This is a genomic window from Reyranella sp. (assembly GCF_004297405.1).
In the GTDB taxonomy this organism is placed as follows: domain Bacteria; phylum Pseudomonadota; class Alphaproteobacteria; order Reyranellales; family Reyranellaceae; genus Reyranella.
Window position 1 is genome coordinate 63,862 of sequence record NZ_SCVC01000033.1, and the last position, 14,382, is coordinate 78,243.

15 protein-coding genes are annotated in these 14,382 nt (G+C 65.0%); 7 read left to right on the forward strand and 8 right to left on the reverse strand.

The window, feature by feature from the left end; genetic code table 11:
* Positions 1-100 precede the first annotated feature (100 nt).
* The 5 genes from EPO50_RS22025 to EPO50_RS22045 are packed head-to-tail and all read left to right on the forward strand — an operon-like array spanning position 101 to position 5,734.
* The gene (locus EPO50_RS22025; protein ID WP_296347652.1) at positions 101-1,333 is read left to right on the forward strand and encodes a 3-methyl-2-oxobutanoate dehydrogenase (2-methylpropanoyl-transferring) subunit alpha; all 1,233 of its coding nucleotides are present in this window, start codon (positions 101-103) and stop codon (positions 1,331-1,333) included.
* A gap of 3 nt (positions 1,334-1,336) precedes the next feature.
* A complete protein-coding gene (locus tag EPO50_RS22030) occupies positions 1,337-2,350 on the forward strand; it encodes an alpha-ketoacid dehydrogenase subunit beta (RefSeq protein ID WP_296347518.1) in 1,014 nt (337 codons plus the stop codon).
* Position 2,351: 1 nt separating this feature from the next.
* Entirely contained in the window at positions 2,352-3,647 is a 1,296-nt protein-coding gene (locus tag EPO50_RS22035) for a dihydrolipoamide acetyltransferase family protein (protein WP_296347520.1), read from the forward strand.
* Position 3,648: 1 nt separating this feature from the next.
* Positions 3,649-5,055, forward strand: coding sequence for a dihydrolipoyl dehydrogenase (gene lpdA / locus EPO50_RS22040; RefSeq protein WP_296347522.1), 1,407 nt, complete (start codon positions 3,649-3,651; stop codon positions 5,053-5,055).
* A gap of 7 nt (positions 5,056-5,062) precedes the next feature.
* A complete protein-coding gene (locus EPO50_RS22045) occupies positions 5,063-5,734 on the forward strand; it encodes a DUF1028 domain-containing protein (protein WP_296347523.1) in 672 nt (223 codons plus the stop codon).
* Between the two features lie 19 nt (positions 5,735-5,753).
* Here the strand turns inward: EPO50_RS22045 and EPO50_RS22050 are convergent, their stop codons facing one another.
* From EPO50_RS22050 to EPO50_RS22080, 7 genes are all read right to left on the reverse strand, one after another.
* Entirely contained in the window at positions 5,754-7,085 is a 1,332-nt protein-coding gene (locus tag EPO50_RS22050) for an amidohydrolase (protein WP_296347525.1), read from the reverse strand.
* Between the two features lie 76 nt (positions 7,086-7,161).
* Positions 7,162-7,887: a histidine utilization repressor gene (gene hutC / locus EPO50_RS22055; protein WP_296347527.1), complete on the reverse strand. Its 726-nt coding sequence runs from the start codon at positions 7,885-7,887 to the stop codon at positions 7,162-7,164.
* A gap of 8 nt (positions 7,888-7,895) precedes the next feature.
* Complete coding sequence (locus EPO50_RS22060) at positions 7,896-8,678, reverse strand: ABC transporter ATP-binding protein (RefSeq protein ID WP_296347529.1); 783 nt, start codon at positions 8,676-8,678, stop codon at positions 7,896-7,898.
* Complete coding sequence (locus tag EPO50_RS22065; RefSeq protein WP_043283530.1) at positions 8,675-9,451, reverse strand: ABC transporter permease; 777 nt, start codon at positions 9,449-9,451, stop codon at positions 8,675-8,677. Before EPO50_RS22065 ends, EPO50_RS22060 begins: the two co-directional genes overlap by 4 nt.
* A 64-nt stretch (positions 9,452-9,515) precedes the next feature.
* Complete coding sequence (locus tag EPO50_RS22070) at positions 9,516-10,478, reverse strand: ABC transporter substrate-binding protein (RefSeq protein WP_296347533.1); 963 nt, start codon at positions 10,476-10,478, stop codon at positions 9,516-9,518.
* 36 nt (positions 10,479-10,514) lie between these two features.
* Positions 10,515-11,324 (reverse strand): phytanoyl-CoA dioxygenase family protein, encoded by an 810-nt coding sequence (locus EPO50_RS22075; RefSeq protein WP_296347535.1) that lies wholly within the window; start codon positions 11,322-11,324, stop codon positions 10,515-10,517.
* A 70-nt stretch (positions 11,325-11,394) separates the two neighbouring features.
* Positions 11,395-11,853: a carboxymuconolactone decarboxylase family protein gene (locus EPO50_RS22080; protein WP_296347537.1), complete on the reverse strand. Its 459-nt coding sequence runs from the start codon at positions 11,851-11,853 to the stop codon at positions 11,395-11,397.
* A 119-nt stretch (positions 11,854-11,972) separates the two neighbouring features.
* On the opposite strand from EPO50_RS22080, the gene EPO50_RS22085 reads away from it, so the two are divergent.
* On the forward strand, positions 11,973-12,863 hold the full coding sequence (locus tag EPO50_RS22085; RefSeq protein WP_296347540.1) for a sigma-70 family RNA polymerase sigma factor: 891 nt from the start codon (positions 11,973-11,975) through the stop codon (positions 12,861-12,863).
* 106 nt (positions 12,864-12,969) lie between these two features.
* Positions 12,970-13,206, forward strand: coding sequence for a bacteriocin (locus tag EPO50_RS22090; RefSeq protein ID WP_296347541.1), 237 nt, complete (start codon positions 12,970-12,972; stop codon positions 13,204-13,206).
* A 30-nt stretch (positions 13,207-13,236) separates the two neighbouring features.
* Here the strand turns inward: EPO50_RS22090 and EPO50_RS22095 are convergent, their stop codons facing one another.
* Positions 13,237-14,163, reverse strand: a complete 927-nt coding sequence (locus tag EPO50_RS22095; protein ID WP_296347543.1) for a tripartite tricarboxylate transporter substrate binding protein — start codon at positions 14,161-14,163, stop codon at positions 13,237-13,239.
* Positions 14,164-14,382: the final 219 nt, after the last annotated feature.

Genomic DNA, 14,382 nt, shown 5'->3' on the forward strand with positions numbered 1-14,382 from the left:
TGACGACCGAACCCGGCCGTGTGAAAGCAAGAACACATAAGCGCGTGGACCTGTATGATCGAGCCGACCGTTGATGCGCGAGGTCGCCATGTCTGAGTCCATGTCCGAGCCGGGGCCTTTGTCGTTCCATGTGCCTGCACCAGCGGTGCGGCCCGGCGGCACGCCAGATTTCAGCGACGTGAAGATCTCGCGCGCCGGCGAAGTACGGCGGCCGGACGTCGATGTCGCTCCCGAAGAGATCCGCGATCTCGCCTTCCAGATCATCCGCGTGCTCGACCGCAACAGCGAAGCGGTAGGCCCCTGGGCGGGTCTGCTGAGCGACCAGGAGCTGCTCGACGGCCTGCGCCACATGATGACGCTCCGCGCCTTCGATGCCCGCATGCAGATGGCGCAGCGCCAGGGCAAGACCTCGTTCTACATGCAGCACCTCGGCGAGGAGGCGGTGAGCTGCGCCTTCCGCAAGGCGCTCGAGCCCGGCGACATGAACTTCCCGACCTACCGGCAGGCTGGGCTGTTGATTGCCGGCGGCTATCCCATGCTCGACATGATGAACCAGATCTACTCCAACGAGCTCGACCCGATGAAGGGGCGGCAGTTACCGGTGATGTATTCGTCGCGCGAGCACGGCTTCTTCTCGATCTCGGGCAACCTCGCCACCCAGTACATCCAGGCCGTGGGCTGGGCGATGGCGTCGGCGATGAAGCGGGACACACGGATCGCCGCAGGTTGGATCGGCGACGGGTCGACCGCCGAATCGGATTTCCATGCCGCACTGGTCTTCGCCTCGACCTACAAGGCGCCAGTCGTGCTCAACATCGTCAACAATCAGTGGGCGATCTCGACCTTCCAGGGCATCGCCCGTGGCGGCGCCGGTACCTTTGCTGCGCGCGGCCTGGGCTTCGGCATTCCGGCGTTGCGGGTTGATGGCAACGACTATCCGGCGGTGCATGCCGTGGCCAGGTGGGCCGTCGAGCGGGCGCGCCGCAACCTCGGTCCGACGGTCATCGAATATGTGACCTATCGCGTCGGTGCGCATTCGAGTTCGGACGATCCCTCGGCCTACCGGCCCAAGACCGAGTCCGATGCCTGGCCGCTCGGCGACCCTGTGCTGCGATTGAAGAACCATCTGATCCACCGCGGTTTCTGGTCGGAGGATCGCCACAAGCAGGCCGAAGCCGAAGTCATGGCGGCCGTCATTGCCGCCCAGAAGGAAGCGGAAACGCACGGCACGCTGCATACAGGGCCGCATCCCTCGGCCCGCGACATGTTCGAGGGTGTCTATGAACAGATGCCACCGCACCTGCGGCGGCAGCGCCAGCAGGGCGGAGTCTAGCCCATGCCGCGCAAGACAATGGTCGAGGCAATTCGCGATGCAATGGATGTCTCTATGCAGCGCGACGACAATGTCATCGTCTTCGGCGAGGACGTCGGTTACTTCGGCGGCGTGTTCCGATGTACGCAGGGCCTTCAGCAGAAGTTCGGCTCCAGCCGGTGCTTCGATGCGCCGATCAGTGAGTCCGGCATCGTTGGCGCTGCTGTCGGCATGGCAGCCTATGGGTTGCGGCCCTGTGTCGAGATCCAGTTCGCCGACTATATGTATCCCGCCTACGACCAGATTGTGTCGGAGGCCGCGCGGCTGCGCTATCGCTCCAACGGTCAGTTTACCGCGCCGCTGGTCGTGCGCATGCCGACCGGCGGTGGCATCTTCGGTGGCCAGACGCATAGCCAGAGCCCGGAGGCGCTGTTCACCCACGTTGCCGGCCTCAAGACTGTCGTGCCGTCCAATCCCTATGATGCGAAGGGGTTGCTGATTGCCGCGATTGAGGACAACGACCCGGTGATCTTCCTCGAACCCAAGCGGCTCTATAACGGCCCGTTCGACGGTCATCACGACCGGCCCGTGACACCATGGGCACGCCATCCCCAAGGCGAGGTGCCTGACGGCCATTACACTGTGCCTCTGGGCAAGGCCGCGATCCGTCGCGAAGGCAGCGCGGTGACGGTGCTCGCCTATGGCACCATGGTCTTCGTCGCGGAAGCGGCCGCCACCGAAACCGGCATCGATGCCGAAGTCATCGATCTGCGCACGCTCGTGCCGTATGACCTCGAGACGATTGTCGCCTCGGTGAACAAGACTGGGCGCTGCGTGATCGTGCACGAAGCAACCCTGACCTCGGGCTTCGGCGCCGAGTTGAGCGCGCTGGTGCAGGAGAATTGCTTCTACCACCTCGAAGCGCCCGTCACGCGTGTTGCCGGATGGGATACGCCCTACCCGCATGCGCAGGAGTGGGACTATTTCCCGGGGCCGGCGCGGGTCGGGCGCGCCCTCAAGGCCGTGATGGAGGCCTGAGATGGGAATCCGCATCGTCAAGCTTCCTGATGTCGGCGAGGGCGTGGCCGAGGCCGAGGTCGTCGAATGGCATGTCACGGTCGGCCAGTCGGTGCTGGAGGATCAGATCCTCGCCGCCGTCATGACCGACAAGGCAACCGTCGAGATCCCGTCACCGGTCGCGGGCACCGTGGTCGCGCTAGGCGCCGAGGTCGGCGGCGTGCTGGCTGTCGGGGCCGAGTTGATTCGCCTCGAAGTGACGGGCGAGGGCGATGCTGAAGTCGCCGCGGCGCCCCGCGAGGCTGCGGCCGTGCCGCCGCCTGCCCAACCACTTGCGGCAGCGCCGGCACCGAAGCTCCCGGTACCGCCTCCAGCATCACTGCCTGCCGAATCGGCCGCGTCTCCCATACCGACGAGCCGCGCGCCGATGGGGCCGCCTCGGCCACCGGGGGAGAAGCCGATCGCTTCGCCAGCAATACGCCGCCGTGCACGTGATGCCGGTGTCGATCTGCGTCAGGTGCGTGGCACGGGTCCGGCGGGTCGGATCAGCCATGACGATCTCGACGCCTTTCTGCGCGTCGGTACGACATCGGCAAAGGCGGCGCGTGCGGCAAACACCGAGGTCACGACCGTCAAGGTCATCGGCTTGCGCCGGCGCATCGCCCAGAAGATGGCGGAGGCCAAACGCCGGATCGCGCACTTCTCCTATGTCGAGGAAGTCGACGTTACGGCGCTCGAGGAGCTGCGCTCCTCGTTGAATGCCGAACGTCGCCAGGACCGTCCACGGCTCACGCTGATGCCGTTCCTCATGCAAGCATTGGTCAAGGCCGTCGCCGATTTTCCCGAGATGAATGCGCTCTATGACGACGAGGCGGAGACCATCGAACGGCACGGTGGTGTGCATATCGGCATCGCAACGCAAACGCCGTCCGGTTTGATGGTGCCGGTCGTTCGCCACTGCGAGTCGCTCGACTTGTGGGAGTGTGCGGCCGAAGTGCTGCGGCTTGCCGAGGCCGCGCGTGAAGGTCGCGCGACCCGAGCCGAGCTGACTGGGTCGACGATCACGATCACGAGTCTCGGCGCACTGGGTGGTATCGTCACCACGCCGGTGATCAACCGGCCGGAGGTGGCGATCATCGGCATCAACCGGCAAGCCGTACGGCCGGTGTGGCAAGGCACGCAGTTTGTGCCGCGGACCATGATGAACCTGTCGTCGTCGTTCGATCACCGCGTCATCGACGGCTATGTCGCCGCCCGTTTCGTGCAGCGCATCAAGAGCCTGATCGAGACGCCGGCGACGCTTTTCCTAGAGGCGTGAGATGGCCGAAATAACAGCCAAGGTACTGGTCGTCGGTGGTGGACCCGGAGGCTACGTCGCCGCGATTCGCGCAGGCCAGCTCGGCCTTGATACCGTGCTGGCCGAGCAGGGCGGCACCGAAGGCGGGCTGGGCGGGACCTGCCTCAATGTCGGCTGCATCCCCTCCAAGGCCGTCATTCATGCCGCCGACGCCTATCATCACGCCGTCGAGCAGGCGACCGTCGCGCCCTTCGGCCTGCGCGTCGAACGCCCGACGATCGACTTCGCGCGCACAGTCGACTGGAAGGACGGCATTGTCGGCCGTCTCACCAGCGGCATCGGTGCCCTGCTGAAGCGTCACAAGGTCAAGATCGTGCAGGGCCATGCCGAGCTGGTGGATGGCAAGACCTGCAAGGTCGAAACCGACACCGGTCCGCAAACCATCCGTGCCGAGCATGTGATCCTGGCCACAGGCTCGGTAGCAGCGCCGCTGCCGCCCCTGCCGTTCGGTGGGAAAGTAATCTCTTCAACCGAAGCGCTGTCGTTGCAAGCCATTCCCGGGCGTCTTGTCGTGGTCGGTGCTGGCTATATCGGCCTGGAACTCGGAACGGCCTTCGCCAAGCTCGGCGCCAAGGTGACAATCGTCGAGGCCGAAGACCGCATCCTGCCAGCCTATGATACCGAACTGGTGAGGCCGGTTGCCAAGCGTCTCCAGGCGTTGGGTGTCGACATCCTGTTGCGCGCACGCGCTTCGGGCCTCGCCGAGGGTGGCGACGCGGTGCTGATCGAAGAAGGGAGCGGATCGAAACGCAGCTTGCCGGCCGATCGCATCCTTGTCGCCACCGGCCGGCGTGCCCGGCTGGAGGGCTTCGGCCTGGAGCGGCTCGACCTCACGATGAACGGTCCTTTCGTGGCCATCGACGAACGCTGCGCCACGTCGATGCGCAACGTCTGGGCGGTGGGCGATATCACCGGCGAGCCGATGTTGGCGCATCGTGCCATGGCGCAAGGGGCCGTGGTCGCCGAGGTCATCGCGGGGCATCGTCGCGTTTTCGACGGCGCCGTGATTCCCGCTGTCTGCTTCACCGATCCTGAAATCGTCACCGTCGGCCTTTCACCGGAGGCGGCACGTCAGGCTGGCCGGGAGGTGCGTGTCGCCAGTTTCCCGTTCCAGGCCAACGGTCGCGCCCTGACCTTGGGGGCCGACGATGGCTTCGTGCGTGTCACGGCGCGTGCCGACAATCACCTGGTCCTCGGCATCGCGGCCGTCGGCGCCGGCGTGTCGGAACTCGCCAGCAGCTTTGCCCTCGCGCTTGAAATGGGCGCACGTCTGGAAGACATCGGTGGCACCATCCATGCGCATCCGACTCTGGGCGAGGCTTTCCACGAAGCCAGCCTGCGGGCGCTCGGCGAAGCGCTTCACATCTAGGATCGTCATGACCTTTTCCCTCGTCGGGCGCTGCGCCCGGACTGGAATGCTGGGCGCCGCCGTCACGACCTCGTCGATCGCGGTCGGTTCGCGGTGCCAGTACGCGCGGGCGGGCATCGGCGCGTCCTTGACCCAGCATCGCACCGATCCACGGTTGGGGCCTCTTGCGCTCGATTTGCTGGCGCGCGGCTTTACCGCCGAGGAAGCTCTGAAGGCCATCGTTGCGGCAACGCCTCATCGCGATTGGCGTCAGCTCGCCGTGATCGACGCTGCGGGTCGTACTGCCGTCTATTCCGGCGCCCAGGTCCGCGGCGAGCGTGGCGAGGCCGAAGGCCGGGATTGCGCCGCCATTGCCAACATCGTGCGGTCCGAGACGATTCCGCGAGCCATGGTCGAGAGCTTCGAACGGTCGCCGGATCTGCCGCTGGCACGCCGCCTTGTCGATGCGCTGGCCGCCGGCGAAGCGGCTGGCGGCGAGAGGCAGCCGGTAATGTCGGCGGCGCTGATCGTGGTCGACAAGGAGCCATTTCCCTACGTCGACCTTCGTGTCGACGATCACCCCAAGCCGATCGCGGAGCTTTCGCGCCTTTGGTCGATATATCAGGTCGAGGCCGATGCCTACGTGACGCGCGCCGTCGACCCCGAGCAGGCGTCATCGCCTCCCAACATGGCCCGCTAGGCGCACGCGGCGGCGGCCGCTACTTCTTCTCCAGCACGTCCAGCAGCACCAGACTCATCGCCTCGGCGCCGGTCCGGATGGTCGGCTCAGGCACCGGCGCGAACTCTGGCGAGTGATTGCCAGGCACCGGCTTGTTGTCTTTCATCGCCTGGGCGAGATCCTTGGGGTCGAGCCCACCGATGCCGAAGTAGAAGGACGGCACGCCCGCGATGACGAACTCGGAATAGTCCTCGCTTGCCGAGCCTGGCTCCGACATGAGCCGCGCTTTGTCGCCGAACGCTGCCTTCAGCACTGCGCCGCTGCGCGCGGCGAGCGTTGCGTCGTTGATCACTGCCTTCGCGCCGGCTGTGATCTTGATCTCCGGTGGCGGCGCGCCGGCCATCATCGCGACTGCCTTGGCGGTCCTCTCGATACCGTCGATCATCCTGGTGCGCGTGGCATCGTCGTGCGAACGAATCGTGCCGCGCAGCAAAGCGGTATCGGGAATGATGTTGCCGGCGCTGCCTGCCTGCACGGCACCGATCGTCACCACGCCGAATCTGGCGGCATCCTTCTCGCGGCTGATCACACTCTGCACGTCGACGATGAAACGGCCAGCCATCATGATCGGGTCGACGGTGACATGCGGGCGAGAACCGTGGCCGCCCTTGCCGATGAAGTTGATCTCCAAGCCGTCGGAGGTCGAGTTCCAGACACCCGGCTTGTAGCTCACATAGCCGTAGGGGCCTGGCCCGACATGCAGCGCGAAGCCGTAGTCCGGCTTGGGAAAGCGGGTGAACAGTCCATCGGCGACCATCGCCTTGGCGCCGCCGCCGCCTTCCTCGGCCGGCTGGCCGACGAACACCAGGGTGCCGCTCCACTGGTCCTTCATGTCGAGCATGATTTTGGCGACGGCCACCCACACCGCCATGTGGATGTCGTGGCCGCAGGCATGCATCACCGGCGTCTCCTTGCCGCGCCAGATCTGCGTAGCCTTGCTCGCATAGGGCAGGCCGGTCTTCTCCGGCATCGGCAGGGCGTCGAGGTCGGTGCGGACCATGATCGTGGGACCCGGACCGTTCTTGTAGATCGCGACGAGGCCGGTCCTGCCGACCTTCTCGGTGACCTCGTAGCCCAGCGCCCTCATCTCAGCGGCGAGCTTGGCCGCCGTCCGGGTTTCCTGGAAGCCGAGTTCGGGGTGAGCATGGATGTCCTTGTAGAGGGCATCGAGGCGGGAATACTGCGTGTCGAGGCTGCGGGTGATCGCGGCGCGCTGGCCGGCGATATCGACTGCGCCCGCCGAGGCCGTCATCCCCAGTGTCGCGACAAGGACGAGGCAGCTGCTTCTGAGCCAGGACTTGATGGTGATCACGCGTTCCCCCTCCAATGGCTAGGAGTAGAACGTTATCGGAGAGGTGTGCGGTCGGGAAGGTGGGTCGCCGGCCGGATCAGCCGAAACGCTGATTGCCGATGGCGTCGAAGCGGCTGCCGAGGCGATAGCGGGACGATGGGTGCAGGCAGCGCACCATCGTGACCGGCGTAGTGCGGGTCCACGTGCGACGCGTCAGCAGCAGGCAAGGCTCAGGCACTGTGATCTGCAGATGCGTTGCCTGTTCGTCGGTCGGCAGAACAGCATCGACGACATGCTCGATCTCGTCGAATGGCACGTTCTGCACCAGATAGTCGCCCGGCGGCATGGTGCTGAAATCCTGATCCAGGAAGTTCGGCACGACGCTCGGGTTGACGTAGCGATCCTCGAGCTGCACCGGAACCTCGTTTTCGAGGTGAAGGCACACTGAATGAAAGACCGATGCGCCAGACCGGAGGCCGAGCCAGGCGGCAACATCGGGAGGTGCGGCGACCCGATCGGCTGCGAGCGGGGCGCAGCGATAGTCATGGCCGCGCTGGCGGACTTCACGGCCGATGCTGGCGATCTGCAGCAGTGTCAATTGCGGTTTGTCCTGGGCGACGAAACTGCCGACACCGGCGACACGCACGATGCGGCCCTTCTGCATGAGGTCGCGCAGCGCCCGGTTGACGGTCATGCGCGACATGCCGAACTGCTGTACCAGCTCGTGTTCCGACGGCAGGCGATGGCCAGGCGGCCAGGAGCCGTCCTGGATGCGCCGGACGATATAGTCCTCGACCTGCTGATAGCGCGCCGTCGGTTCCATGCGCTCCCCTAGTGGTCGGCCGCCATGGCTTCGACGCGAATCTCTTCGGTGAGCCGCGCCTTCAACGCCATGAACTCTGAGGAAGTCTTGATCGTGTAATGCCGCGGATGCGGGAAGTCGGCTTCCACCTCGGCCTTGATACGGCCGGGCCGTGCGCTCATCACCACGACGCGGCTCGCCATGAAGATCGCCTCGTCGATATCGTGGGTGACGAACATCACCGTCTTCTGCGCCTGTTCCCAGATGCCGAGCAGCAGCTCCTGCATCAGTACGCGCGTCTGGTTGTCGAGCGCGCCGAACGGCTCGTCGAGCAGCAGGATCTTGGGATCGTTGGCCAGCGCCCGGGCGATCGCCACGCGCTGCTGCATGCCGCCGGAGAGCTGCTTGGGATAATGCTTCTCGAAGCCGCGCAAGCCGACCTGCGCGATGAAGCGCTCGCTGATCTCACGCTGTTCCGCCGCCGGCATGTTCTTCTCGCGCAGGCCGAAGCAGATGTTTTCCTGCACCGTCAGCCAGGGAAACAGCGTGTAACTCTGGAACACCACGCCACGGTCGGCGCCCGGCCCGGCGATCGGCACGCCGTCGAGCAGGATCTCGCCGGTTGTCGGCGTCTCCAGGCCGGCGACGAGGCGGAGCAGGGTGGACTTCCCGCAGCCCGAAGGGCCCAGCACGGTGATGAAGTCGTTGTCGCCGACTTCGAGCGAGACCGGCTGCAGGGCCTGGGTCGGCGGCACGCCACGACGGTTGCTGGCGAAGGTCTTGCCGACGCCGCGGATCGACAGCCGGCTCATCGCTGGAAGCTCCAGGCGAAGAGGCGCTGGTTGACCCACTTGAACATCAGGTCGGAAACCAGGCCGACGAGGCCGATGACGACAATGCCGGCGATGATGTGGTCCGTCGCCATCAGCGCCTGGCTGTCGGTGATCATGTGGCCGATGCCGGAAGAGGCGCCGATCAGCTCGGCGACGATGATGTAGGTCCAGCCGAGTCCCAGCACCTGGCGCAGCGCTTCGGCGATCTCGGGGGCCGCGCCCGGCAGCACGACGCGGCGGATGGCGGCGGTGTCCTTGCAGCCCAGTGTATAGGCCGCCTCGATCAGGTCGCGGCGCGTGGCGCTCACGATCATGGTGATCATCAGGGTGAGCTGGAAGAAGCAGCCGATGAAGATGACGGTGAGCTTTTGTGCCTCGCCGATGCCGACCCACAGGATCAGGAGCGGGATGAAGGCCGAGGCCGGCAGGTAGCGGGCAAAGGAAACGAAAGGCTCGAAGAAGGCTTCGATCGGCTTGTAGGTGCCCATGGCGATGCCCAGCGGCACGGCAATGACGGCGGCGAATAGGAAGCCGCCAACCACGCGCCAGATCGTCATGCCGACGTCGAAGCTGAATCCCTGTGTTGCAAAGAGATCCCAGCCGGACAGCAGCGTCTGCCAAGGCGAAGCGAGGAAGTGCTTCGGGACCGCGCCGCTCCAGGTGATGAGCGCCCACAGGCCCACGAAGCCGACGAAGAAGGCCACGCCGAGGAGAGTTCTTTTCTCCCGGCTGACAGGAACAAGCAGTTTCATAGGTCGCTTTTCTTGGCTTGAGGCCGGGAGCGTGCCTTTCGGAGGCGCGCTCCCGGGGAAGGCGTCAGTTCAGGAACGTCGTGTCGAACAGCGTGTCGAGATTGGCCGGCTTGGCCTTGATAACGCCGATCTCGAGGAGCAGTTCGGCGGCTTCCTTGTTGAAAGCCTGGATCTCGCCGTTGAAGAACTTCTTGTTGGCTTCGCGGTCGGCCCACTTGATCTTGGACTGCGACTTCTCGAACTGCTCTGCCGTCTGCTTGACGTCGGCGCCCATGATCGTGAAGGCCTTCTTCGGATCCTTGTTGATCATCTCGAGAGCCTGGAAGTAGCTCTCGGTCAGCGCCTTGGCGGCCTTGGGGTTTTCCTTGATGAACTTCGGCGTGCAGCCGAACGTGTCGAACACCATCGGGTACTGCAGCGAATCGGCGATCAGCTTGCCCGACTCGGGCTTGTCGCGGACCAGGCTGAGGTAGGGCTCGTACGTTACGGCGGCATCGAGGCTGCCGGTGCCGGCCACGAAGGCATTGGCCGCGGGCGCGGGCTCGAGTGTGACGAGGTTGACGTCCTTCAAGGTGAGCCCGTTCTTCTTCAGGATCCAGGCCAGGGTGAAGTGCGGGTTGGTGCCCGGCGCGGAGGCCGCCACCGTCTTGCCCTTGAGGTCGGCAACCTTGGAGATGGTGTTGCGCGCGACGATGCCGTCCGAGCCCATACCCTGGTCCATCTTGAAGAGCTGTGTGGTGGCGATGCCGTTGGCGTTCCACACGATCCAGGTCTCGACCGTGGTGGCCGCGCATTGGATGTCACCCGACGCGATGGCGAGGTGGCGGTCCTTCTGCGGGATCTTCTTGATGGAGACGTCGAGCCCGTTCGCCTTGAAGATGCCGGCCTCCTTGGCCAGCGTCAGCGGCGCAAAGCCGGTCCAACCGGAAATGCCGATGGCAACTTTTGTCTCCTGCGCCTGAGCGAGCGCCGTGCTGCCGGCGAGGACTGCGAGCGCAGTGAAGAAGGTCCTGAAGGATCTCGACATGGAAGGCTCCCTTTATTGGCCGATGGGGCTGAACGATTACGAACGATAGACGACGGGGAAGATCGGCGCATCGAAGGGATCGCCGTCCTTCATGGTGAGGCCGGTGAAAGGCGGCGAACCCTTGCCCGCGCGTTGGGCATAGACGGCATCGTCGCCGACCCAGCGCGCCGAGAAGACACGGCGTATCCGCGGCGAATGATTGGCCGGCGCGCCGTGCACCGTGCGGAAGCTGAAGGCGATGGCGTCACCCGGCTCCATGTCCCAGCCGACGATATCGAGTTCGCCACGCTTGGCCTCGATATCCGGCATGACCTCGAAATCGTCGTTGGCGTAGAGGCGGGTGCCGTCGAAGCGCATCGGGCGGAAGCCCTTGCCCCAGCGATGAGAGCCGCGCACGCATTCCATCACCACGTCGCGCGGCACGGGATCGAGCGGAATCCAGAAGCTCACGCTCTGCTGGCCCTCGACGCAGTAGTAGGGCTGGTCCTGATGCCACGGCGTCACGGTGCTACCGCCTGGCTGCTTTACGAGCACATGGTCGTGGAAGAAGCGTGCGGTCCTGGAGCCCATCAATCCGGCCGCGATTTCCGCTGCCGGCGACTTCATTACGAAGGCTTCGAATTCACGGATGCGCTGCCAGTTGCACAGGTCCTGGAAGAAGGGGGCGGAGCCGTCTGCCGGCCGGACCGTCCGTTCCAGCGGGCTGGGATTGGCCATGAGGGCGTCGATACCGGCCCGTAGGGGCTCGACCCAATCCTTGAAGACCCCGCGCAGCACAATGGCGCCATCGGCCTGGTAGGCAGCCGTGGCGCCGCCCTGCTCAGAAAATGCTCGCTCCCCGCCCACGCATCCCCCTTCTGCTTGTCTATACAAGTTAAGACAGCAGGAAGCGTGCCAGGCAAGAGGGCCGAAGGAGTTAAGCCTTGATCGAGCCGGCCACCTGGTGGGTTGCCGCATTTAGCCTATTCCACATATTTATAGTGGAAATAGCAAGCAAGAGGGCCGACAGAGCTCGTTCATCATAGTGCCGGGTCGCTTCCCTCCAGACATCGTCCGGCACCGCGTCGGTCCGATCGCTGAGCCGCGTTACCGACTCGGTGAGCGCCAGCGCCGCCCGCTCCGGTCCGCTGAACCATGGCGCCTCCCGCCAGGCCGCCACGGTGTACAGCCGTTCGTCCGTTTCGCCGCCCTTCTTCAGGTCGTTGGCGTGCATGGCCACGCACAGGCTGCAGCCGTTGATCTGGCTGGCCCGCAAATGGACCATGTCGATGATCTGCTTGGGCAGGCCGGCCTTGATCGAGCTCTCGTTCAACGCCATCAGCGCCTGCATGGCGCCGGGAACGACCATGGCGGGGTGCTTCATTCGTGCTTGCATGATGAATCTCCTGATGCGGTCTCAACGTTTCCGTCGCCCGGCCGTCGACACATCACGTGTCACATCGGCCGGGTTTCGTTCGTCAGGGCTTTGACGGACCGGCAGAGGAAAGTGTGACCATGGACGAGCAGAAAATTCTCGGCGACCGCTTCGAAGCCAATCGCAAGCATCTCTACCGTGTTGCCTACCGCATGCTGGGTTCGCCGGCCGAGGCCGAGGATGCTGTGCAGGAAGCCTGGCTTCGGCTGAGCCGTGCCGGTGCCGATGATGTCGACAACCTCTCGGGCTGGCTAACCACGGTGGTGGCCCGCGTCTGCCTGGACATGCTGCGCTCCCGGAAAGCGCGGCGCGAAGAGCCGCTGGAAGTGCCCGACGAAAAAGGTGGTGAAGAGAAGCCTGTGGCGGCAGCCGCCGTCCATGGCGCGATCGACCCTGAACAGGAAGCACTGCTTGCCGACTCGGTCGGGCTGGCATTGTTGGTCGTCCTGCAGACCCTCGCACCCGCCGAGCGTGTCGCCTTCGTGCTGCACGACATGTTCGACCTCTCCTTCGATGAGATCGCAGAAGTGGTCGGCCGCACGCCGGTTGCCACGCGCCAGCTCGCGAGCCGCGCCCGCCGCCGTGTGCAAGGCCAACCCAGTTTGCCCGAGGACGATCTTGGCCGTCAGCGCAGCGTCGTTGAGGCCTTCCTCGCAGCATCGCGCGGCGGCGATCTCGAAGGGTTGCTCGCGGTGCTGGATCCCGATGTGGTGGTGCGTGCCGATGGCGCTGCCGTGAAGCTCGGCACGGCGCCGGAGATGCGCGGTGCGGATGCCGTCGCCCGCTCCTTCAAGGGCCGTGCCCGCAACGCGCAAGTGGCGCTGGTCGATGGTGCGCCGGGGGTCGTTGTCGCCCCGAACGGCAAGCTCCTGCTCGTGCTGCGCGCCAGAATCGTCGACGGACTTATCGTCGAAGTCGAAGCCATTGCCGATCCGCTGCGGCTGGCAGAACTCGAGTTGGCCGTCCTGTAACGAGAGATGTCCCGAGAAGGCGCCTCCATATGGTCACGATCCGGCGCAGAACGATAGCAACCCGGCACCTAGTAGGCCGTTCTTTAACCGACGAACGGAGGCTTCAATGGTGCATGTTGCGAAATTTGCTGTTCTTGCTGCGTTTGCGGGAACCTTGGCTGCGTGCGGTAACAATCCAACGGATCGCGCTCTAACGGGCGGCGCAATCGGCGCCGGTACGGGTGCGGTGGTGGGCTCCACGATGGGCGCGCCGATTGCCGGTGCCGTGGTCGGCGGCTTGGGCGGTGCTGCGATCGGCGCGGCGACGACCCCGCGCAATGACTACTATTATCGAGGCTACTAGCTGATCTGGGAGAACGCTGAGGGCTGAACATCAGCTCTCAGCGTTGATTCCACGTTCGGCCGCGATGCCGGCGAAGGTCGTAATTGTTTGCTCGAAAAGCTTCGCAAAATCAGGTCCATCGAGACCGACCGCATCGAAACCCAGAGTCTGAAGGCGATTGATCACGGCGGGATCCTTCAGGACGGCCAGTAGAGCCGTATGGAAACGAGCACGCGTGGTGTCCGGTGTGCCTTTGGGCGCCAGCACACCCATCCAAGTTGTCTGCACGAAACCCGGCGCGACCGTCTCCGCGGCTGTCGGCACCGTAGGAAACGCAACCGCTCGCGCAGCCGTCGTGACGCCGAGTGCGATCAACTGTCCGGCTGCCGCCTGTTGGGCCGCCGCGGCGAAGGTGACGACACCGGCATCGATGTTGCCGGCAATCAGGTCCTGGATCAGCGGTCCACCACCGCGATAGGGCACATGCGCCACCGTGGCGTTGCCTGCGGCGCGCAGCAGCAACTCACTTGTAAGATGCTGAGAGCTCGCGATGCCCGGGATGCCGACATTGAGCGCTCCTGGCCGCGCTTTGGCTGCCGCCACATAGTCCGCGAGCGTCTTGAGGCCGGAACGCGGATGAGTGAACACGCCCTGAGGGGCGGAGGCTGCCAACGTGACCGGCGTAAAGGCCGAACGCACCGAGGCCGTACCAGGAATCGGCAATGCCTCGGTGGCGGCGAGCGTGTCGTTGGCCAGAAGAACCGTATTGCCGTCTGGCTGGGCGCGAGATGCTGTCTGCGTGCCGACCCGGCCTGAGCCGCCGCCGATATTGTCGATCAGGATGGTCTGGCCGAGCTGCGCGCTGAGTGGCGCCTGGATGACGCGCGCGAACGTGTCGACGCCACCGCCCGCCGGCCAGGGCACGATGATTCGCAGCGGCCGCCCCGCGTCCTGGGCGCGAACCACGAACGGAGACATCGCTGCAACGCCCGAAAGCAGCGTGGCGAAGCGGCGGCGAGTAAAAGCGGAAGCGGGCGCGGGCATGGAAAACCTGTCGGTTGAGGACCTGTCCGAAGGTGGCAGGGCCGCCCGTTGCATTAAATGAAACGTTCAATCGAATTGCGGCACGCGCGAGAGAGACGCGTTCCCGACAATCACCTCCCATGGAAAATTCCAGTGGTTCCTTCTCTCAACCCC

What these genes read in the sequence shown, in the direction of transcription:
- EPO50_RS22080 (WP_296347537.1), bottom strand. Translation starts at nt 11,853, where the DNA reads ATGCAAGCACGAATGAAGCACCCCGCCATGGTCGTTCCCGGCGCCATG.
- EPO50_RS22070 (WP_296347533.1), bottom strand. Translation starts at nt 10,478, where the DNA reads ATGTCGAGATCCTTCAGGACCTTCTTCACTGCGCTCGCAGTCCTCGCC.
- hutC (WP_296347527.1), bottom strand. Translation starts at nt 7,887, where the DNA reads ATGGAACCGACGGCGCGCTATCAGCAGGTCGAGGACTATATCGTCCGG.
- EPO50_RS22025 (WP_296347652.1), top strand. Translation starts at nt 101, where the DNA reads ATGTCCGAGCCGGGGCCTTTGTCGTTCCATGTGCCTGCACCAGCGGTG.
- EPO50_RS22045 (WP_296347523.1), top strand. Translation starts at nt 5,063, where the DNA reads ATGACCTTTTCCCTCGTCGGGCGCTGCGCCCGGACTGGAATGCTGGGC.
- EPO50_RS22035 (WP_296347520.1), top strand. Translation starts at nt 2,352, where the DNA reads ATGGGAATCCGCATCGTCAAGCTTCCTGATGTCGGCGAGGGCGTGGCC.
- EPO50_RS22030 (WP_296347518.1), top strand. Translation starts at nt 1,337, where the DNA reads ATGCCGCGCAAGACAATGGTCGAGGCAATTCGCGATGCAATGGATGTC.
- lpdA (WP_296347522.1), top strand. Translation starts at nt 3,649, where the DNA reads ATGGCCGAAATAACAGCCAAGGTACTGGTCGTCGGTGGTGGACCCGGA.
- EPO50_RS22060 (WP_296347529.1), bottom strand. Translation starts at nt 8,678, where the DNA reads ATGAGCCGGCTGTCGATCCGCGGCGTCGGCAAGACCTTCGCCAGCAAC.
- EPO50_RS22065 (WP_043283530.1), bottom strand. Translation starts at nt 9,451, where the DNA reads ATGAAACTGCTTGTTCCTGTCAGCCGGGAGAAAAGAACTCTCCTCGGC.
- EPO50_RS22090 (WP_296347541.1), top strand. Translation starts at nt 12,970, where the DNA reads ATGGTGCATGTTGCGAAATTTGCTGTTCTTGCTGCGTTTGCGGGAACC.
- EPO50_RS22095 (WP_296347543.1), bottom strand. Translation starts at nt 14,163, where the DNA reads ATGTCTCCGTTCGTGGTTCGCGCCCAGGACGCGGGGCGGCCGCTGCGA.
- EPO50_RS22085 (WP_296347540.1), top strand. Translation starts at nt 11,973, where the DNA reads ATGGACGAGCAGAAAATTCTCGGCGACCGCTTCGAAGCCAATCGCAAG.